Origin of the sequence: Stutzerimonas sp. Brlt_14, from assembly GCF_051948915.1 — a bacterium.
GTDB classification, from domain to species: domain Bacteria; phylum Pseudomonadota; class Gammaproteobacteria; order Pseudomonadales; family Pseudomonadaceae; genus Stutzerimonas; species Stutzerimonas stutzeri.
Window position 1 is genome coordinate 15,710 of sequence record NZ_JAYJLM010000006.1, and the last position, 19,902, is coordinate 35,611.

General features: G+C 65.8%; 16 protein-coding genes. 3 read left to right on the forward strand and 13 right to left on the reverse strand.

Features of this window, described 5'->3' with window-relative positions:
* Positions 1–103 precede the first annotated feature (103 nt).
* The 10 genes from VF716_RS15280 to VF716_RS15325 all read right to left on the reverse strand — a co-directional run bounded on the left by VF716_RS15280 (position 104) and on the right by VF716_RS15325 (position 12,085).
* Positions 104–805, reverse strand: a complete 702-nt coding sequence (locus tag VF716_RS15280) for a phosphoglycolate phosphatase (RefSeq protein WP_011911955.1) — start codon at positions 803–805, stop codon at positions 104–106.
* Positions 802–1,476 carry a ribulose-phosphate 3-epimerase gene (rpe, locus tag VF716_RS15285; protein ID WP_020307793.1) on the reverse strand — a complete coding sequence of 225 codons (675 nt, stop codon included), beginning with the start codon at positions 1,474–1,476 and terminating at the stop codon, positions 802–804. The genes VF716_RS15280 and rpe overlap by 4 nt, the downstream gene beginning before the upstream one ends.
* A 103-nt stretch (positions 1,477–1,579) precedes the next feature.
* Complete coding sequence (gene gabT, locus VF716_RS15290) at positions 1,580–2,860, reverse strand: 4-aminobutyrate--2-oxoglutarate transaminase (RefSeq protein ID WP_020307792.1); 1,281 nt, start codon at positions 2,858–2,860, stop codon at positions 1,580–1,582.
* Positions 2,861–3,017: 157 nt separating this feature from the next.
* On the reverse strand, positions 3,018–4,478 hold the full coding sequence (gabD, locus tag VF716_RS15295) for an NADP-dependent succinate-semialdehyde dehydrogenase (protein WP_037004979.1): 1,461 nt from the start codon (positions 4,476–4,478) through the stop codon (positions 3,018–3,020).
* A gap of 18 nt (positions 4,479–4,496) precedes the next feature.
* Complete coding sequence (locus tag VF716_RS15300) at positions 4,497–5,324, reverse strand: ABC transporter permease (RefSeq protein ID WP_011911951.1); 828 nt, start codon at positions 5,322–5,324, stop codon at positions 4,497–4,499.
* A gap of 63 nt (positions 5,325–5,387) precedes the next feature.
* Entirely contained in the window at positions 5,388–6,641 is a 1,254-nt protein-coding gene (locus tag VF716_RS15305) for an ABC transporter permease (RefSeq protein WP_011911950.1), read from the reverse strand.
* A gap of 63 nt (positions 6,642–6,704) precedes the next feature.
* The gene (locus tag VF716_RS15310) at positions 6,705–7,736 is read right to left on the reverse strand and encodes an ABC transporter substrate-binding protein (RefSeq protein ID WP_011911949.1); all 1,032 of its coding nucleotides are present in this window, start codon (positions 7,734–7,736) and stop codon (positions 6,705–6,707) included.
* A 47-nt stretch (positions 7,737–7,783) separates the two neighbouring features.
* The gene (locus tag VF716_RS15315; RefSeq protein ID WP_011911948.1) at positions 7,784–8,893 is read right to left on the reverse strand and encodes an ABC transporter ATP-binding protein; all 1,110 of its coding nucleotides are present in this window, start codon (positions 8,891–8,893) and stop codon (positions 7,784–7,786) included.
* A 148-nt stretch (positions 8,894–9,041) separates the two neighbouring features.
* The gene (locus VF716_RS15320) at positions 9,042–9,671 is read right to left on the reverse strand and encodes a response regulator (protein WP_011911947.1); all 630 of its coding nucleotides are present in this window, start codon (positions 9,669–9,671) and stop codon (positions 9,042–9,044) included.
* Positions 9,668–12,085: a PAS domain-containing sensor histidine kinase gene (locus VF716_RS15325; RefSeq protein ID WP_095461310.1), complete on the reverse strand. Its 2,418-nt coding sequence runs from the start codon at positions 12,083–12,085 to the stop codon at positions 9,668–9,670. The genes VF716_RS15320 and VF716_RS15325 overlap by 4 nt, the downstream gene beginning before the upstream one ends.
* Positions 12,086–12,180: 95 nt before the next feature.
* Here VF716_RS15325 and VF716_RS15330 point away from each other — a divergent pair, with 95 nt between their 5' ends.
* Positions 12,181–13,191, forward strand: a complete 1,011-nt coding sequence (locus VF716_RS15330) for an alpha/beta hydrolase family protein (RefSeq protein ID WP_125866310.1) — start codon at positions 12,181–12,183, stop codon at positions 13,189–13,191.
* 5 nt (positions 13,192–13,196) lie between these two features.
* On the opposite strand, the gene VF716_RS15335 is transcribed toward VF716_RS15330, so the two are convergent.
* From VF716_RS15335 to VF716_RS15345, 3 genes are read right to left on the reverse strand one after another with little or no spacing between them, the layout of a single operon-like run.
* The gene (locus VF716_RS15335; RefSeq protein WP_125866311.1) at positions 13,197–13,964 is read right to left on the reverse strand and encodes a TerB family tellurite resistance protein; all 768 of its coding nucleotides are present in this window, start codon (positions 13,962–13,964) and stop codon (positions 13,197–13,199) included.
* A 1-nt stretch (position 13,965) separates the two neighbouring features.
* Positions 13,966–14,637: an N-acetylmuramate alpha-1-phosphate uridylyltransferase MurU gene (murU, locus tag VF716_RS15340; protein WP_125866312.1), complete on the reverse strand. Its 672-nt coding sequence runs from the start codon at positions 14,635–14,637 to the stop codon at positions 13,966–13,968.
* On the reverse strand, positions 14,634–15,653 hold the full coding sequence (locus VF716_RS15345) for an aminoglycoside phosphotransferase family protein (protein ID WP_095461307.1): 1,020 nt from the start codon (positions 15,651–15,653) through the stop codon (positions 14,634–14,636). Before VF716_RS15345 ends, murU begins: the two co-directional genes overlap by 4 nt.
* 129 nt (positions 15,654–15,782) lie before the next feature.
* Here VF716_RS15345 and VF716_RS15350 point away from each other — a divergent pair, with 129 nt between their 5' ends.
* A complete protein-coding gene (locus VF716_RS15350; protein WP_095461306.1) occupies positions 15,783–18,590 on the forward strand; it encodes an LPS-assembly protein LptD in 2,808 nt (935 codons plus the stop codon).
* Positions 18,571–19,878 (forward strand): peptidylprolyl isomerase, encoded by a 1,308-nt coding sequence (locus tag VF716_RS15355; protein WP_026012444.1) that lies wholly within the window; start codon positions 18,571–18,573, stop codon positions 19,876–19,878. Before VF716_RS15350 ends, VF716_RS15355 begins: the two co-directional genes overlap by 20 nt.
* Positions 19,879–19,902: the final 24 nt, after the last annotated feature.

The window sequence follows — 19,902 nt, forward strand, 5'->3', positions numbered from 1 at the left end:
GCGCCAGCGCCAACGGGCCAGGGCCTTGATGACTTTCATCCATTGTCTGCGGGTGAGCACCACGAGCTGATCTCTTCGGTGGGTCAAAAAGAGTCCGGCCACACTAGCGCAGGCCCGGAACCGAAGCAACCAGCTCGCGCAGGTCGTCGAGCACCAGCGCCGGCTGCTCATCCGCGATGGGCTCGCCGTGGTTGTAGCCGTAGGTAAGCGCGACACAGCGTACTGTCGCGGCCTTGGCAGCCCGTACGTCGTTGCGTGAGTCCCCAACGAACAGCGATTCGCTGGGCGCAACGCCCGCCTTGTCCATCACCCAGAACAGCGCCGCCGGGTCGGGTTTCTGCTGCGGCAAGGTATCGCCACCGACCAGCCAATCGAAGTAACCGGCCAGCCCCTTCTCCTCCAGCAGCGGTTCGATGAACTGCGCCGGCTTGTTGGTGATGATCGCCAGCTTCACCCTACGCTCGCGCAGCCAGTCCAGACAGTCACGAACGCCCGGATAGACAGCGGTCAGCTCGTGGCCGCCGGCGTAGGCCTGCATGAACAGCGCCAGCGCCTCGTCAGCCAGCTCGTCGGCCACACCGTCATGGTCCAGCTGCCCGGCCAAGGCGCGACGCACCAGCACCCGCGAGCCGTTGCCAACCCAGTCGCGCACGCGGGCCACACCGGCCGGTGGGCGGCCGAGCAGCATCAGCATCTTGTCCACTGCGGCGGCCAGGTCCGGTACCGAGTCCATCAGGGTGCCGTCCAGATCGAACATCACCAGCCGTGGCAGCGTGCCGTCGAACAGTTGCTCCAGGCGAGTCATGGGCGGGCCAGCGCCAGCTCGGCGCGCATCTGGTCGATCACCGCCTTGTAGTCCGGCTGGTTGAAGATGGCCGAGCCGGCGACGAAGGTGTCGGCGCCTGCTGCGGCGATCTCGCGGATGTTCTTCGGATTGACGCCGCCATCGATCTCCAGGCGAATCTCGCGACCGCTGGCGTCGATCAGGGCGCGCGCCTCGCGCAGCTTGTCCAGCGTGCCAGGAATGAACTTCTGCCCGCCGAAGCCAGGGTTGACGCTCATCAGCAGGACCATGTCGACCTTGTCCATGACGTACTTGAGCACGTCCAGCGGTGTCGCCGGGTTGAACACCAGACCGGCCATGGCACCGCCGTCCTTGATCAGCTGCAGCGAACGATCGATGTGCTCCGAGGCTTCCGGATGGAAGGTGATGTAAGTCGCGCCGGCCTCGAGGAAGTCGCCGATCATACGATCCACCGGCTTGACCATCAGGTGCACGTCGATGGGCGCGGTGACGCCATGCTTGCGCAGCGCCGAGCAGACCATCGGGCCGATTGTGAGGTTGGGCACGTAGTGGTTGTCCATCACGTCGAAATGGACGATGTCGGCGCCGGCGGCCAGCACGTTGTCCACTTCCTCGCCCAGGCGGGCGAAATTGGCGGAAAGAATCGAAGGGGCGATGGCGAACGGCTGCATGACGACCTCGGGTAGCACGGCAAGATGCCGCGCATTGTACCCGAGGGGTCAGGGTTGCGGCGCGCCTGACATCCGCTCACGAATGCCGGCGCGCCAGGTCGGATCAGGTCAGCTCGTCGAAACACTCGCCGAGGATGGCCAGGCCGCGCTCGAGCAGCTCGTCCTCGACGGTCAGCGGCACCAGCACGCGCAGCACGTTGTAGTAGGTACCGCAGGACAGCAGGATCAATCCCTTCTCCCGCGCCCGGGCGACGATCTGCGACGTGAGCGCCGCGGCCGGTCGCGCCAGGTCGCCATCCTCGAACAGCTCGATGGCGATCATCGCGCCGAGGCCGCGCACCTCGCCGATCTCCTTGTGCTTGGCCTGGATCGCCTTGAGGCCGGTGGTGAGCTTCTCCGCCACGGCCTTGCAGCGGTCGAGCAGATGCTCCTCCTCGAAGATTTCCATGACCGCCAGCGCCGCCGCGCAGGACAACGGGTTGCCGGCATAGGTGCCGCCCAGCCCGCCGGGTGCGATGGCATCCATGATCTCGGCCTTGCCGCACACGCCGGCGATCGGGAAGCCGCCGCCGACCGACTTGGCGAAGGTGGTCAGGTCGGCGACCACGCCCATCTGCTCCATGGCGAAGAAGGTGCCGGTGCGCCCGGCGCCGGTCTGCACCTCGTCGGCGATCAGCAGGATGCCGTGCTCGTCGCAGAGCGCGCGCAGGCGGGCCATGAAATCCTTCGGCGCGACATTGAAGCCGCCCTCGCCCTGCACCGGTTCGACGATGATCGCGGCGATGTCGCGCGGCTCGGCATCGTTCTTGAAGATGCGCTCGATGCTCGCGATCGAGTCATCGACGCTGACACCATGGATCGCGCAGGGATACTGCGCACGGAAGATCCCGCCCGGCATCAGGCCCATGCCGGCGGAGTACGGGGCGACCTTGCCGGTCAGGCCGAGGGTCATCATGGTGCGGCCGTGATAGGCGCCGGTGAAGGCAATCACGCCGGCACGGCCGGTGGCGGCGCGGGCGATCTTCACCGCGTTCTCCACGGCCTCGGAGCCGGTGGTGACCAGCAGAGTCTTCTTGGCGAAATCACCCGGCACCCGCGCGTTGATCTTCTCGCACAGCTCGACGTACGGCTCGTAGGCCAGCACCTGGAAGCAGGTGTGGGTGAGCTTGTGCAGCTGGTCTTCCACCGCCTTGACGATCTTCGGGTGCAGGTGGCCGGTATTCAGCACGGCGATGCCGCCGGCGAAATCGATGAACTCGCGGCCCTCCACATCCACCACGCTGCTGTTCTTCGCGTGGTCGGCAAAGATCGGGTGGATCTGGCCGACGCCACGGGGAACGGCGGCGACACGGCGTTGCATCAGGGATTCGTTGGTCTTGCTCATAAGCTCCTCGGTAGCCGCTCATCGTCGGCACGGGTCGGAAAGAACGCCAGGAAGCGGGCGCGGCAGCATACGATGATCGACTGCCGCACCATCCGGAGCGTTCGGATTACAGTAAAACTCCGTGCATTATTTTGCACGCCTGTTTTGAGCCGCTTGGTCAGATGCCGCCCAGGCACAGGTATTTGATTTCCACGTATTCATCCAGGCCGTACTTCGAGCCTTCACGTCCGAGGCCCGATGCCTTCATGCCACCGAACGGCGCCACCTCGGTGGATATCACCCCGGTGTTGATGCCCACCATGCCGTACTCCAGCGCCTCAGCGACACGGAACACCCGACTCAGGTCGCGTGCATAGAAGTAGGCGGCGAGGCCGAACTCGGTGTCGTTGGCCTGGCGGATCACCTCGGCCTCATCGCGGAAGCGGAACAGCGGCGCCAGCGGGCCGAAGGTTTCCTCGCGCGCCACGTCCATCTCGGCAGTGACGCCGCCCACCAGCGTCGGCTCGAAGAAGTTGCCACCCAAGGCATGGGGCTTGCCGCCGGCCAGCAGGGTGGCGCCCTTGTCCAGCGCGTCCTGCAGATGGCGCTGCACCTTGGCCACGGCTGCGGCGTCGATCAGCGGACCGGTGGTCACGCCCTCCTCCGCTCCGTTGCCGACCTTCAGCCGCGCAACCGCCGCGGAGAATTTGTCGACGAAGGCGTCGTAGATGCCGTCCTGCACGTAGATGCGATTGGCACATACGCAGGTCTGCCCGGCGTTGCGGTACTTGGAGATCATCGCGCCCTCGACCGTCGCGTCCAGATCGGCGTCGTCGAAGACGATAAAGGGGGCGTTGCCGCCCAGCTCCAGCGAGAGCTTCTTGAGCGTCGGCGCGCACTGCTGCATCAGCTTGATGCCCACCGCCGTCGAGCCGGTGAACGAGAGCTTGCGCACCACCGGGTGTTCACAGAGCTCGGCGCCCACTTCGCGGGACGTGGCGGCATCGGCGGTGATCACGCTGAACAGCCCCGCCGGGATGCCCGCGCGCTCGGCCAGTGCGGCCAGTGCCAGCGCCGAGAACGGTGTCTGCGGTGCCGGCTTGAGCACCATGGCACAGCCCGCGGCGAGGGCCGGGCCGGCCTTGCGGGTGATCATCGCGCTGGGGAAATTCCACGGCGTGATTGCCGCGGTGACGCCGACCGGCTCCTTCTGCACCAGGATGCGCTTGTCGCCCGCGTGAGCCGGGATCACGTCGCCGTACAGGCGCTTGCCTTCCTCGGCGAACCATTCGAGGAAGGATGCGGCGTAGGCAACTTCGCCGCGTGCCTCGGCCAGCGGCTTGCCCTGTTCGGCGGTCATGATCCGCGCCAGGTCTTCCTGATTCTCCAGCATCAGTTCGTACCAGCGCCGCAGGCGCGCAGCGCGCTCCTTCGCGGTCAGCGCGCGCCAGGCCGGCTGGGCTGCCTGCGCGGCTTCGATGGCGCGGCGGGTTTCACCACGGCCCATGTTCGGCACGACGCCGATCAGCTCGCCGGTGGCCGGGTTGAAGATCTCGGTGCGCGCGCCACTGTCGGCCTCGCACCATTCACCGTTGAGATAGGCCGTTTGGCGCAACAGATCGGGTTGCCCAAGTTGCAGAGTCATGTGCGTATTCCGTCAGGCAGGTTGTTGGGTGCGCAGCTTCTCGGCGCGGCCTCGCAGCCACTCCAGGGTCAGCAACAGAGCGATGGAGAAGCCGATCAGCAAGGTCGCCGCGGCGGCTATGGTCGGGCTGAGGTTCTCGCGGATGCCGCTGAACATCTGCCGTGGCAGGGTGATCTGCTCGGGGCCGGCGAGGAACAGCGTCACCACCACTTCGTCGAACGAGGTGGCGAAGGCGAACAGCGCGCCGGAAATAACCCCCGGTGCGATCAGCGGCAGGGTCACCCGGAAGAACGCCGTCAGCGGCGAGGCGCCGAGACTGGCCGCAGCGCGCACCAGGTTGTAGTTGAAGCCCTGCAGCGTCGCGGAGACCGTGATGATCACGAAGGGCACGCCGAGCACCGCGTGCACGAGGATCAGCGACAGGTAGCTGTTGCCCATGCCCAGCGGGGCGAAGAACAGGTAGCTGGCGACACCGATGATCACCACCGGCACCACCATCGGCGAGATCAGCACCGTCATCAGCAGCGCCTTGCCGCGGAACTCCGCGCGGGTCAGGCCGACCGCCGCCAGGGTGCCAAGGACCACGGCGAGCAAGGTCGCAGCCGGGGCGATGAGCAGACTGTTCTTCAGCGAGCGCATCCAGTCCGCCGAGGTGAACAGCGCCTCGTACCAGCGCAACGAGAACCCCTGCAGCGGATAGACCAGGAACGAACCGGAGTTGAACGACAGCGGCACGATGACCAGCACCGGCACGATCAGAAACAGCAGCACCAGCGCGCAGAGGATGCGCAGAGCGTAGTACCAGGCCCGCTCGACGGGCGACATGTAGGGGCTCAGCATGAACGGTTCTCCTGCCCGGCATGAAGACTCTGAAAAGGCGGCCGCGCCGCGACGTGGCCCATCTCAACCCAGCCGCAGGCGACTGGCACCGACCAGCCAGCTGTAGATGACGTACAGCAGCATGGTGGCGAGCAGCAGCAGACCGCCCAGCGCCGTGGCCATGCCCCAGTTGATGGTGGTGTTGGTGTAGAAAGCGACGAAGTAGCTGACCATCTGGTCGTTCGGGCTGCCGAGCAGCGCCGGGGTGATGTAGTAGCCGATGGCGATGATGAACACCAGCAGGCTGCCGGCACCGACACCGGCCAGCGTCTGCGGGAAGTACACCCGCCAGAAGCTGGCGAACGGGTGACAGCCCAGCGAGACCGCCGCACGCATGTAGCTTGGCGAGATGTTCTTCATCACGCTGTAGATCGGCAGGATCATGAACGGCAGCAGGATGTGCACCATGGCGATGTACACACCGGTGCGGTTGAACACCAGCTGCAGCGGCTCGTCGATCAGGCCCATCTTGAGCAGCGCGCCGTTGATCAGCCCGCCCGACTGCAGCAGCACGATCCACGCGGCGACGCGCACCAGAATCGAGGTCCAGAACGGCAGCAGCACCAGGATCATCAGCAGGTTGCTCTGCCGCGCCGGCAGGTTGGCCAACAGATAGGCCAGCGGATAGGCCAGCAGCAGGCAGATCACCGTGATCACCAGGCCCATCCAGAACGTGCGGGCAAAGATGTCCAGATACACCGCCTGATCCGGCGAGACCTTGGCCAGTTCACCCAGCTCGTCGATGCGGTGATCCAGCGCCGCCAGCAGGTAATAACCGGTCACCGCACTGTCGTTACGCTGGATGATCTGCCAGAACGCCGGATCGCCCCAGCGCTCGTCGAGCGACTCCAGCGCCTCCTGATACGACGCGGGCGTCTCGCGGAACGGCAGCGCTCGCGCGGTCTTGGTCAGCAGGCTGCGGTAGCCGGCCAGCTCCATGTTCAGCCGCTTGGACAGATCGCCCAGGCTCTGTTCACGGCGCGCCTGATAGAGGTCCTCGGCCAATGCCTGGTAGGCGGGTTCCGCCGGCAGTCCGCGGCCATCCCATGCGGCCAGCGCCTCCAGCGTGCGTGGCAACGTGTTCACCACCTCCGGATTCTCGACACTGCGCCAGAGCAGCGAGGCGATGGGAACCAGGAAGGTCAGCAGCACGAACAGCAGCAGCGGCAGGATCAGCGCCTGCGACTTGAGCTTGTTCACCCGTTCGGCCCGTGCCAGTCGCTGTTTCAGATTGGGCTCGGCGATCTGGTTCGCCGGCAGGGATATTGCTGTGGCCATGAAGACTCCGCGATTCGTTCCGATGGCTGGGACCGGCCCCGCCAGTGCGGCGGGGCTCCAGGGTCAGCGTGCTGCCCAGGCGTTGAAACGCTGTTCGAGCTGTTCGCCGTAGTCGGCCCAGAAGGTCACGTCCATCGCCACCTGGTCGGCAATGTTCTCCGGCGCGGTGGGCATCTGCGCCAGGCGCTTTTCATCCAGCAGCGACACGGCCTGGGTGTTCGCCGGGCCATAGGCGATGTTCTCGGCATAGGCCTTCTGCTGCTGCGGCTCGACGGTGAAGGCGATGAACTTGCGTGCCTGCTCCTGGCTCTTCGCGCCCTTGGGGATGGCCCAGGAATCGAAGTCGTAGATGCCGCCGCTCCAGACGATCTGCAGGTTGCTCTCGTTCTGCACGGCAGCGATGCGGCCGTTGTAGGCGCTGCTCATTACCACGTCGCCGGAGGCGAGGAACTGCGGCGGCTGCGCGCCGGCTTCCCACCACTGGATATGCGGCTTGAGCTGATCGAGCTTCCTGAAGGCGCGGTTCTGGCCGTCCTTGGTGGCCAGCACCTGATAGACCTCCTTGGCCGGCACACCATCGGCCATCAGCGCAAATTCCAGGGTGTACTTGGCACCCTTGCGCAGGCCGCGCTTGCCGGGGAATTTCTCGGTATCCCAGAAGTCCGCCCAGCCGGACGGCGCGCTCTTGAGCTTGTCGGCGTTATAGGCGAGTACCGTCGACCAGACGAAGAAGCCAACGCCGCAGGGCTGTATCGCACCCTCGACGAAATCGTCCGGATTGCCGACGACGCCCGGATCGAGCTCCTCGAACAGCCCCTCGTCACAACCGCGCGCCAGCTCAGGCGACTCCACCTCCACCAGGTTCCACGACACACTGTTGGTGTCGACCATCGCCTTGACCTTGGCCATTTCGCCGTTGTATTCGCCGGCGACGATGCGGCCGTGACCGGCGGCTTCCCACGGCTGATAGAAGGCCTTCACCTGGGCCTGCTTGTTGGCGCCGCCGAAGCTCACCGCAGTGAGGTTCTCGGCAACCGCGTGCCCGGCACAGACGAGCCCGAGCGCCAGCGCGGACAGTTTCAGGTAGTTGCTCATGACAGTTCGCTCCTTGATGCAGTTGTTTGGGGTGCTGCGGGAGTGGCTCAGGCCGCCTGCAGCGGGTCGAGCGCGCGGACGTGCTCGACGTGCCAGCCGATCGGCACCACGTCGCCCACGCGCAGGGCTTGGTCGAACTCGGCGATCGGCTGCTTGACGAAGAAATCACTGACGCCGCAGACCTCGAGACGGATGCGGATGTGGTCGCCCAGGTAGATGAACTCGGCAACGCGCCCGGTGAAGCGGTTCGGGCAGCTGGCACTGGCACCGTTGAGCAGCACCCGCTCCGGACGGATCGACAGGCTGACCGGCGACCCCGTCGCACCGACATTGACCGCCAGCGCCTCGACGGTTTCGCCGCGACCGAGCTTGACCGTGCAGCTCTCGCCACGCCGCTCCAGCAGGTGCGCAGGCAGGCGGTTGTTTTCGCCGAGAAAGTTGGCGACGAAGGTGTTCAACGGCTTTTCGTACAGGGTGCGCGGGTCTTCGATCTGCTGGATCTGGCCCTGATGGAACACCGCCACCCGATCGGACATGGTCAGCGCCTCACCCTGGTCGTGGGTGACGTACACCACGGTGACGCCGAGGCGCTCGTGCAGGTGCTTGATCTCCATCTGCATCTGCTCGCGCAGCTGCTTGTCCAGTGCGCCCAGCGGTTCGTCCATCAGCACCAGCTGCGGCTCGAACACCAGCGCGCGGGCGAGCGCCACGCGCTGCTGCTGGCCACCGGAAAGCTGCGCCGGATAGCGGTTGCGAAAGCCCTCCAGCTGGACCATCGCCAGCGCGCGCTTGACCCGCTCCTTGATGTCCGGCTTGGCCATGCCGCGCACGCTGAGCGGGAACGCCAGGTTTTCCGACACGGTCATGTGCGGGAACAGCGCGTAGTTCTGAAACACCATGCCCATGTCGCGCTTGTGCGGCGGCACGTTGTTGATCGCCCGGCCATTGAGGAGAATCTCCCCCGCGGTGGGCGTCTCGAAACCGGCCAGCATCATCAGGCTGGTGGTCTTGCCCGAGCCGGACGGCCCGAGCAGGGTGAGGAATTCGCCGCGGCGGATATCCAGGTTCAGATCCCTGACGATCAGCGACTCGCCGTCATAACTCTTCTGGACGCCGCGAAAGCTCACCAGGATATCGTTCGTCGTTGACTCGACCATGCTGCTGCACCTGCCTAACCGTTGAACCGTGGCCACAGCGTAGAAGCGCAGCGGCGGCGGAAAAATCGGTGCAGCGGAGCGATTGCCCTAGGCGTGCAGGAGAGTCGCGTGTAGGGAACGCCCTACAGACGGGTCGGCGGGCGGGAGCTCAGACCAGCTTGTGCTCCATGGCGTAGCGCACCAGGTCGGCCACGGAATGCGCGGCCAGCTTCTGCATCAGGCGGGCCTTGTGGGTGCTGATGGTCTTGCTGCTCAGGGCCAGCTTGCCGGCGATGTCGTTTACCGAATCGCCCTGCACCAGGCGTTCGAACACCGAGTACTCGCGCTCGGAAAGCAATGCATGGGGCGGCCGCGAATCGGTCAGACCGACCTCGAAGACCATGCGGTCGGCCAGTGCCGGATCGATGTAGCGCCCGCCACCGGCCACCTTGCGCAAGGCAGTCAACAGCAGCGCCGGCTCGCTGTCCTTGGTCGCGTAGCCAGCGGCACCTATCTTCAGTGCCCGCGCCGCCATCTGCGCTTCGTCGTGCATCGACAGCACCAGCACCGCCGGAGGCTGGCTCAGCGCGCGAATCCGTGGGATCGCCTCAAGGCCGTTGACGCCGGGCATGGAAAGGTCCAGCAGCACCACGTCGCAGCTGACCTGGCGCAGCTGGTCGAGCAACTGCTGGCCGTTGGCGGCCTCGCCGACCACCTGCATGTCGCGCGCCATACCGATCAACTGTTTGATGCCCTCACGGACGATGGTGTGATCCTCGGCGACCATGACCCTGATCATGACGGCAGTGCTCCAGTGCTTGCAGGTGAAGGAAGTGGCAGCGGGTCCAGCGGGACCCGTGCCGTGATGGTAGTGCCCTCGCCGGGCTGACTGTCGATGCAGAGCTGGCCGCCGAGCATCTGGATGCGCTCGCGCATGCCCACCAGACCGAACGAGCTGCCCGCGCTGCGCGCCGCGTCGGCGAAGCCACAGCCGTCATCGCTGACGCGCAGGCAGAGCATGTCGCCCTCGAGCTGCAGCTGCACGCTGACCGTTTGTGCGCGGGCATGGCGCATCACGTTGGTCAACGACTCCTGAAGGATGCGGAACAGGCCGATGGCCTTGGCATTGCCCAGCGCGGGCGGGCACTCGGGCACCTCGACCAGGCAGGCCACGCCGCTGCGTTCCTCGAAGCGCCGCGCCTGCCACTCCACCGCCGAAGCGATGCCGGCGTCGAGGATCGGCGGGCGTAGCGCCGTGGCCACGTCGCGCACCCGCTGGAACAGCTGGGCGATCAGCCGCTTCATGCTGTCCAGCCGCTGCGCCAGCGCTGGATCGAGCTCGGCGAAGCCCAGCTCGCACATCGAGGTCTCGAGCTTCAGCACGGTCAGCACCTGGCCCAGCTCGTCATGCACCTCGCGCGCGATGTGCGCCTTCTCCTCCTCGCGCACCGTCTCCAGGTGCGCGGCCAGCTGGCGCAATTGCGCGCGCGAGGCATCCAGCTCCAGCTCGATGCGCTTGTTCTCGGTGATGTCCCAGACGATACCGTCCCACACCTGGCGGCCATCCGGCTGGCCGCGCACGGAAGCGCGGATATCGGCCCAGCGCACGTCACCATCGCGATTGAGAATGCGCCCCTGCCATCGCCAGTCCTGGCTTTTCTCCAGCGCCAGCTGCTGGCTGGCCCAGTAGCCGGCCTCGTCATCAGCATGCACCAGGCTGCGGATGCCCTGCCCCGGCTGCAACAGGCGCTCGGCGGAGTAGCCCACCAGGCGCTGGCTGGCTTCGCTGATATAGGCGACCCGTACCGGCGCCTGCGGCCCGTCGCGCTCCAGGCGAAACACCAAGCCCGGCACGTTGCCCGCCATGGCCTTCAGGCGCGCCTCGCTCTCCTGCAGCTGGGCGCTGGCGCGGCGGCGCTCGGTGATGTCGGCGAGAAAGACCACCAGGTATTCGCGGCTACCGAAGCGCAGGAAGCTGTAGGTGACCGCCGCCGGAAAGCGCTGGCCGTCGGCGCGCTGCCACTCGCATTCATGCACCTGGCGGTCGTCTTCGCCCGTGCGCGCGGCCCGCCAACGCGCCAGCCAGGCATCCATGCCCAGCGCCGGGTCGAAGGTTTCCAGCGGCAGGTCGAGCAAGCCACCGGACGAATGCCCGAGCAGCAGTTCGGCGGCCTGATTGGCGTAGCGCACTCGGCTGTCCCAGTTGAGCCAGAGGATGCCGACAGTGCTGTGATCGAGACAGAACTGCGTCAGCCGCTGCGCTTCCTCGGCCGCCTCGCGCAGCTCGATATCGCGGCGTGCGGTCTTCAGCCGACTTTCCAGCAGGCCATGCTGACGTCGCTGCCAGGCCAGCATCAGCAGGCAGGCCAGCAGCAATACGCCCAGCAGCAAGGCCAGGCTTCGCCAGTAGCCGACCTCGCGCCCGAGGTCGATGCTTCGAGGCTTGAGCCATTGTTCCTGCAGCTGGCCGAACTCCCGAGCCGGGAACTGCCGCAGCGCGGCGTCGAGCACCGCGGCGAGCTCGGGGCTGTCGCGCCGCGAAGCGATCCGCAGCAGCTGCGGGTTGCCCAGGTCGCCGACCACTGCCAGGGCGTCGTATTCGAGCTGTTGCGACAGACGAGCGAACAGCGGCTCGTCGACGACCGCGTAGCTGGCCTTGCCCTCCAGTACCTGGCGCAAGGCATCGGCCTGACTCGCCGCGGTGAGCACGGTGATATTGGGGTAGTTGCTGGCAAGGAACTCGCTGACCGGCCCCGGCCCCGCCGCGGCAACCAGCTCGCTGGGATGCAGGTATTCCAGGTCGACGGCGCGTGGACCACCGCGATCACCGACGATCAGCCGCGGGATGCGCAGGAAAGGATCACTGTAGCGCCACAGGCGCAACCCGGCCGGCGTCTGGCGCAGCCCGGGTGCCACGTCGATCCTGCCTTCCAGCGCCGCCTCCTGCAGTGCCGCCTCGTCGTTGAAGCGGCGCCATTGCAGCTGCACGCCGAGTTCGGCGGCAAGCTGTTCCATCAGCTGCACATGGAATCCGGACAGGCGCCGCTGACGCTGGTCATATTCGGCATACGGCGCGCCCATCACCACGCCCACCCGCCATTCGGCATGCTGTTCGAGCCAGGCACGACTGGGGGCATCCAGCGACACGGCGCCAGCGGCAAATGGCGTGGCCAGGCTGAGCAGAAGAAAGAGGCGCAGGGATAGAGCGAACATATATTCACGCGATTGATGGGCGTGCCGACACGCTGTTGTAATGCATAACCCCTGCCGGCGCCAGCGTGGTGCCGGCCGCTATCCGGAGACAGCCCATGTGCCGCCTGCCCGCTATCGTGCTCCTGCTCAGCGTTGCGCTCGGTGGCAGCCTGCCGTCTGTTGCTCAGGCTCAGGAGCCGGAAGCCGCCGAGCAGACGCCGGCGGATGAGCCAGCCTCCCGCCCGCGTCCGGCCCCGCAGACCCGCGGCGAGGTATTGGCTGCCGGGCTGCAGCGGCAGCTCGAGACGGCGGCGCAGATCGAGCTGGGCGGCGACGACAGGTTTCTTGCACTCTGGCAGCCAGCCAATACCGCCAAGCCCCGCGGGGTGGTGGTCATCGTGCCGGGCGAAGGCGAGACGGCCGACTGGCCGCGGGCGGTCGGCCCGCTTAGACGGGGCCTGGCGGCACATGGCTGGCATACCCTCAGCCTGACGCCCGACGATCCGGAGCTGAGTCCCGGCCCGCGCCTGCCGCAACCCGAGCCATCGGCTGCGGCCGATAAGCCCGCCGGGGACAGCGACAGCGAGACCGAACAGCCTGCTGCGCCGCCCGATTCGGCTGGCTATCTACCCGAACAGACAGCCCCGGCGGACAGTGACGAGCCTGACGCGACCGCAGCCGAGCAGGATGCGCCGCAGCCCAGCCACGCCGAGCGCATGCAGGCGCGACTGGCGGCCGCCATCGAACATGCCCGGACCTTGCAGGCACCGACAATCACCCTGCTCGGCCATGGTACGGGGGCTTACTGGGCTGCCCGCTACCTCGCGCAGACACCGTCGAAGGAGATCGCCCAGCTGGTCCTGATCGATCCGCGCGCGCCGGCAGACGCCGAGAAAGCCTTGGATGATGATCTGGCGAAGCTGGCGGTCGGCATCGGCGACTTCCACACTGGCGACCGCCCGGTTGCCCAGCGGCAGGCCATGCAGCGACGCAACGCCATGCGCCGCGCCGGACATCCGGATTATCGACAGGTCGCCCTGCCGAACCTGGAAGGTGATCGCTACGGCGATCAGGAGCAGCTGGTGCGCCGGGTGCGCGGCTGGCTCGAGCGCAAGCCGGTGCGCTGAGCGCCTCAGCGAAAGCCGCGGCGCTCGCGGATCAGTGCATAAGCGCTGTGCAGCTCGCGGGTGCGCTCGGTCGCTTCGCGAACCTGCGCCGGGCTCGCTCCCGCGCCAGCCTGCTTGTCCGGGTGATGCTTGCTCAGCAGGCGGCGATAGGCCCGTTTGATCAGCTGCGGGTCGCTGTCTTGGCGCACACCCAGTAGCTGCAAGGCCTGCTCGTAGGCTCCGCCGCGCCCGGCCGGCGCCTCGTTGCGCCGCGCCGCGCCCTGGTCGAGCGCAGCCACTTCGGCAGCATTCCAACCCAGCCACTTGCCCCAGAGCAGCACCAGTTCATGCTCACGTGCGCCCATGCTTCCCTGGGCTCGGGCCATGCGCCAACAGGCCTGGATCAGGCGCCGGCCTTCTTCACGCTGACCGCGGAGCCGCTGCAGGGTCACACGCAAGCCATCGCCGCTGGCCTTGCCGCGATTGAACGCCGCGATGGCCCGCTGCTGCCCCGACGCATCGAGGCCCTGGCGGCGCATCTCCTCGCGTGCCGCCTGGATATGCGCAGGACTGACCCGCCCGCCACTTTTGGCCAGGCGCCCGAGTAGAAAGAACAGCAGCTCATTGCCCTTCAGCGCCGACTTGCCAGCCAGGCGCTCACGCAAGCTGGCCCATGAATCGAGGCCCAGGCGACGATCGACTACCTGCCCCAGCAGACCACCGAGCAGCGCACCAGGAATGCTGGCGAGCAACCAGCCGATCAACAGCCCCAGCAGGGTAATGGGCCAGAACATCTCAGCGCCGCGCCTCGAGTATCCGCTCAACTTCCGCCAGCCGTTCGTGGGTGCCGACGTCGATCCAGATGCCTGCGAAACGCTCGCCGCTCACCTGCTGGTCGGCCATGGCACGCCGCAGCAGGGGCGCGAGCTTGAACGCACCCGCCTGACAGCCCTCGAACAAGGCCGGATGCAGCACCGAGATACCGCTGTAGGTCAGCGCGTCGCCCTCCCCTTCGGCTGTCGCGACACGCTCGGCGGCCAGGTGGAAATCGCCGCCGGGGTTGTGCGGCGGATTGTCGACCAGCACCAGGTGGGCCAGCCCATCGAGCGGTTTGCGAAGCCGGGCGAAATCGTAGTCGGTCCAGATATCGCCATTGACCACCAGGAAGGGCTCATCGCCAAGCAGGCCCAGGGCCCGGTGGATTCCGCCGCCGGTCTCCAGCGGCTCGCCTTCGGCCGAATAGCGGATCGCCACGCCGAAGCGGCTGCCATCGCCGAGGTAGTCCTCGATCTGCTGGCCGAGCCAGGCATGGTTGATGACGAGTTCGGCGAAGCCGGCAGCCGCCAGCGCGCGAACGTGATACTCGATCAGCGGCACGCCGGCGGCGCGCACCAGCGGCTTGGGCGTGTGCAGGGTCAAGGGACGCAGGCGCTCGCCCTTGCCCGCGGCGAGGATCATGGCCTTCATGCCTGCGGCGCCTCCGGCAGTTCGGCGATCAGCTGCTGCAACTCGCCCAGCTCCGGCCGCCGCGCCAGCACGGCCTCGATATAGGCGAAGAAACGCGGCACATCGGCGAGATAACGGGGCTTGCCGTCGCGATGGCAGATTCGCGCGAAGATGCCGATCACCTTGAGGTGACGTTGCACCCCCATCAGATCGCTGGCGCGCAGGAATTCCTCGAACGACTCGGGCAGCGCCACGCCCGCCGCACGGGCACGGCCCCAATAGGCTTCCAGCCACGCCCGTACCTGCGGCTCGGGCCAGCTGAGGAAGGCGTCCTTGAACAGCGAGGTGATGTCGTAGCTGACCGGACCGAGCACCGCATCCTGAAAGTCCAGGACGCCAGGGTTGGGCTCGCTGATCATCAGGTTGCGCGGCATGTAGTCGCGATGCACCAGAACCCGTGGCTGCGCCAGGGCCGAGTCGATCAGCAGCCGGCAGATGCGCTCCCACGCGACCTGCTGCGCTTCGCTGAGCGCATGGCCCAGGTGGCGCTGCACGTACCATTCGGGGAACAGCTGCAGCTCACGTCGCAGCAAGGCCTCGTCATAGGCCGGCATCGACTGCGCGAGCGGCTGCAGCTGGAACTTAAGCAGCGCCTCGATGGCATCGTCGAACAGCTGATCGGCGTTACCCGCGTCGATCACGTCCAGATAGGTCTGGCGTCCGAGGTCGGTCAGCAGCAGGAAGCCGCGATCCAGATCGGCCGCCAGCACCTGTGGCACATGCACGCCGGCTTCATCCAGCATCTGCGCCACCTTGACGAAGGGACGGCAGTCTTCCTGGGGTGGCGGCGCGTCCATCACGATCAGGCTGTGCTCGCCGCCCTGCCAGCGGAAGTAACGACGAAAACTGGCATCGCTGCTCGCCGCGGTGAGCTCCGCGGTCGGTACTTCGCCCCAGCCGCAACGGGCAAAGAGTTCCGGTAGTTGCTGGTCCAGCCAGGCGCTGAGGTCCAGCAGACGTTGATCTTGATGCGGCATCCAGGGGGTCTCCACGGCGCTAGCCGATAGGCGGGTCATGCTTTATTATCCTGCATCTTTCTCAGCCCATCGAGAGGCGTGCGGCCCAGCCGGCCGATGGCTCGCCGCAAGCACGGACCAAAAAACAAGATGGCAGTCAAATACCCCGCGTTTCGTAAAAAATTCCCTCTATTGGTTACTGGCGGTTTGCTCGCATTGCAACCGGTAGCTGTTCCTTTTGTCATCGCCGCCGAACAGTTCGCCTGCCAGCCGGACGCATCCGGTGGCTGGAACTGTGCCTCCAACGCAGCCAGCCCCGCACTGCCACCGCGCCCGAGTCATAGCGGCAGCGCCGTGAGCACGACGGGGACAGTCAAGTCAGCCACTGCCAAGACGCAAGAGCCGACCGCCACAACCAAGCTGGTCACCGAGAGCAAGGGCCGCGCGCTGGCCTCGCGCAGCGCAGACTATAGCCATCTGGACTGGGTGCCACGCGATCAGCTGACGCCTGCTCAGCTCGCCGAAACCGGCCCGTACTGCGCAGGCACCTATGTGGAGCCTGACCGTCCCGGCAAATTCGACACCACGCCGATGAGCGAAGCGCCGACCTACGTGTCGGCCAAGGCCACCCGCTACGAGCAGGAGCAGGAAATCGCCACCCTCGCTGGCGATGTGGTCCTGCGCCAGGGCAGCATCCAGGTCGAGGCGGACGAAGCCAGCCTGCACCAGTTGGAGAACCGCGGCGAGCTGACCGGCAACGTGCGCTTTCGCGACCGCGACGCACTGCTGGTCGGCGACCGCGCCGAGATCTTCCTCGACAGCGGTGAAGCCAAGGTGGAGAACGCTGAGTACGTCGTGCATTCCGGCAAGGTCCGCGGCAGCGCGCAGTACGCCAAGCGCGAGGAAACCGCAATCATCCGCCTGAAGGACGGCACCTACACCAGCTGCGAGCCGGGCGAGAACAGCTGGCACCTGAAGGGCAACAACGTCACCTTGAACCCGGCTACCGGCTTCGGTTCGGCCACCAACGTGACGCTGCGGGTCAAGGATATTCCGGTGTTCTACACCCCTTATATCCACTTCCCCATCGATGATCGTCGCCAGTCCGGCTTTCTCGCACCGAGTATCGGCTCGTCCAGCGACAACGGCTTCTCGCTGCAGACGCCCTATTACTTCAACTTGGCGCCGAATTTCGACGCCACGTTGTATCCGCATCTGATGACCGACCGCGGCCTGCTGATGGAAGGCGAGTTCCGCTACCTGACGCGCAGCAGCGAGGGCCAGTTCGGCGCCGCCTACCTGGACGACAGCAACGACGACCGCAAGCTGCAGTCCGAGTACGAGGACCAGCGCTGGATGTACAGCTGGCAGAACCGTACCGGCCTGGATTCGCGCTGGCTCGCCGAGGTGGACTACACAGATATCAGCGATCCCTACTACTTCCAGGATCTGGATACCAACCTGGATATCAATCAGCCTGACTTCCTTGACCAGCGCGGCACGCTTACCTATCGCGGCGACACCTACACGGCGCGCCTCAACGTGCACGCCTATGAACGCGCGACCGTCACCGACATCACGCCGTATGAGCGATTGCCGCAGCTAACCCTGGATGGACGCCTACCTTTCCAGCCGGGCGGCCTAAACTTCGCCTACAAGACCGAGTTCGTGAGTTTTCAGCGCAGCCTGCGTACTGGCAACTTTGTTGATAAGAACGGCGGACCTATCAACCCGGACAACACGGTAGGAACACCTTGGTATGACACTAGGCTTAGGGGACTGAACCGCGCCGAGGGTGAGCGCATCCACCTGGAGCCGGGCGTCAGCCTGCCGCTGAACTGGAGCTGGGGCTTTATCAAGCCATCGCTGAAATACGCCTACACCCAGTACGATCTGGATCTGGACGCTCGCGGGCGCGATCCGGAATTCGACGGAGTCACCGACTTCAAGCGTTCGCCAGACCGCAGCGTGCCAATCCTTAGTGTCGACAGTGGTTTGTACTTTGACCGCGACACCCAATGGTTCGGCAAGGACTATCGCCAGACGCTCGAGCCGCGCCTGTTCTATCTCTACGTTCCGGAAGAAGATCAGGACGACATTCCGATCTTCGATACAGGCGAAAGCAGCTTCAGCTACTCCTCGCTGTGGCGCGAGAACCGTTTCTCCGGCAAGGACCGCATCGGCGATGCCAATCAGGTTTCGCTTGGCGTTACCAGCCGCTGGGTCGAGCCCAACGGTTTCGAGCGTCAGCGCTTCAGCATCGGCCAGGCGTTCTACTTCGAAGATCGCAAAGTAACGATGCCAGACAGCCCTGGTAGAACCCCTCTAGACCAGCGAAGCGACTACACATCGGACGTATCGCCCTACGCCCTGGAATACATGTACCGCTACAACCAAGACTGGCGCTTCACCTCGACCTTCAACTGGGATCCGGACAGCCACAGCACCCGTTCCGGCAGTGCCATGTGGCATTACCAGCCGGCTGACAACCCGGGCAAGATCGTCAATCTCGGTTATCGCTATCGCAACGACACCATGCGCTTCGACCAGGCGACCGGTGAATGGACCTATGGCGGCGACTACGGCACGCCGGGCACGCCGGAGTACATCAAGGACTACTACAAGATCAACCAGCACGACTTCTCGGTCATCTGGCCGGTGGTCCCGCAATGGAGCGTCATCGCCCGCTGGCAGCATGACTACAGCCGCAGCCGCACCCTGGAAGCCTTCGGTGGCTTCGAGTACGACAGTTGCTGCTGGAAGCTGCGCCTGATCAATCGCTACTGGATCGACTACGACGAGACCAGCCTCAACCCCGACCGCAACGACGAGCCGGACCGCGGCATCTTCCTGCAGATCGTCCTCAAGGGACTCGGCGGCGTAGTCGGCAATGCGACCGAAACTTTCCTCGACGAAGGCATCCAAGGCTACCGTGAACGTGAAGACCAAGCTTTCTGAAGTACTGCGCCCGCTCGCGCTCGGCGCACTGCTGCTGAGCGGTGCGACCCTCGCGCCTGCGGCCCTCGCCCAGGTTCAACCACTGGATCGCGTGGTGGCGATCGTCGATAACGACGTCATCATGCAGAGCCAGTTGAATCAGCGCATGCGCGAGGTCCAGCAGACCATCGAGAAGCGCGGCGCCGATGCGCCGCCGACCGACGTGCTGCAACAACAGGTGCTCGAGCGCCTGATCACCGAGAATTTGCAGCTGCAGATCGGTGAGCGCTCCGGCATCCGCATCTCCGACGAAGAACTCAACCAGGCCATGGGCACCATCGCCCAGCGCAACAACATGTCGCTGGAGCAGTTCCGCGAGGCGCTGGCCCGTGACGGCCTGAGTCTGGAAACCGCCCGCGAGCAGATCCGCCGCGAGATGGTCATCAGCCGTGTGCGTCAGCGCCGCGTCGCCGAGCGTATCCAGGTGTCCAACCAGGAGGTGCAGAACTTCCTCGCGTCGGATCTCGGCAAGCTGCAGCTGTCCGAGGAATACCACCTGGCCAATATCCTCATCGCCGTGCCGGAAGGTGCCGACTCGGCCACCATCCAGGCTGCCGAGCGCACGGCCATGGACACCTATCAACAGCTACAGCAGGGCGCGGACTTCGCCCGCCTGGCCGTGTCCCGCTCGGGCAGCGAGAACGCGCTGGAAGGTGGCGACATGGGTTGGCGCAAGGCCGCCCAGCTGCCACCACCGTTCGACACAGAAGTACGCGAGCTGTCGGTCGGCGAAGTGACCCAGCCGGTGCGTACGCCGCCGGGCTTCATCATGCTCAAGCTGCTGGACAAGCGTGGTGGCGAAACGCAGGTGCGCGACGAAGTGCATGTGCGTCACATCCTGATCAAGCCCAGCGCGATCCGCAGCGACGAAGAAGCCCGTCTGCTGGTGCAGCGTCTGCGTGACCGCATCAATGCCGGCGAAGATTTCGCTCAGCTGGCCAGGAGCTTCTCAGAGGACCCGGGTTCGGCTCTCAACGGTGGCGACCTGAACTGGATCGATCCGGCCTCGCTGGTGCCCGAGTTCCGTGAAGTCATGGCAAACACCCCCAGTGGCGAGCTGTCCCAGGTATTCAAGTCGCCCTATGGTTGGCACATCCTCGAGGTGCTCGGCCGCCGCGCCACCGATGCCAGCGAGCAGTTCCGCGAGCAACAGGCGCTGAGCCTGCTGCGCAACCGCAAGTACGATGAAGAGCTGCAGGCCTGGCTGCGCCAGATCCGTGACGAGGCCTACGTCGAGGTCAAGCTCTAAGCTGCACGCTGTAACTACACGCAA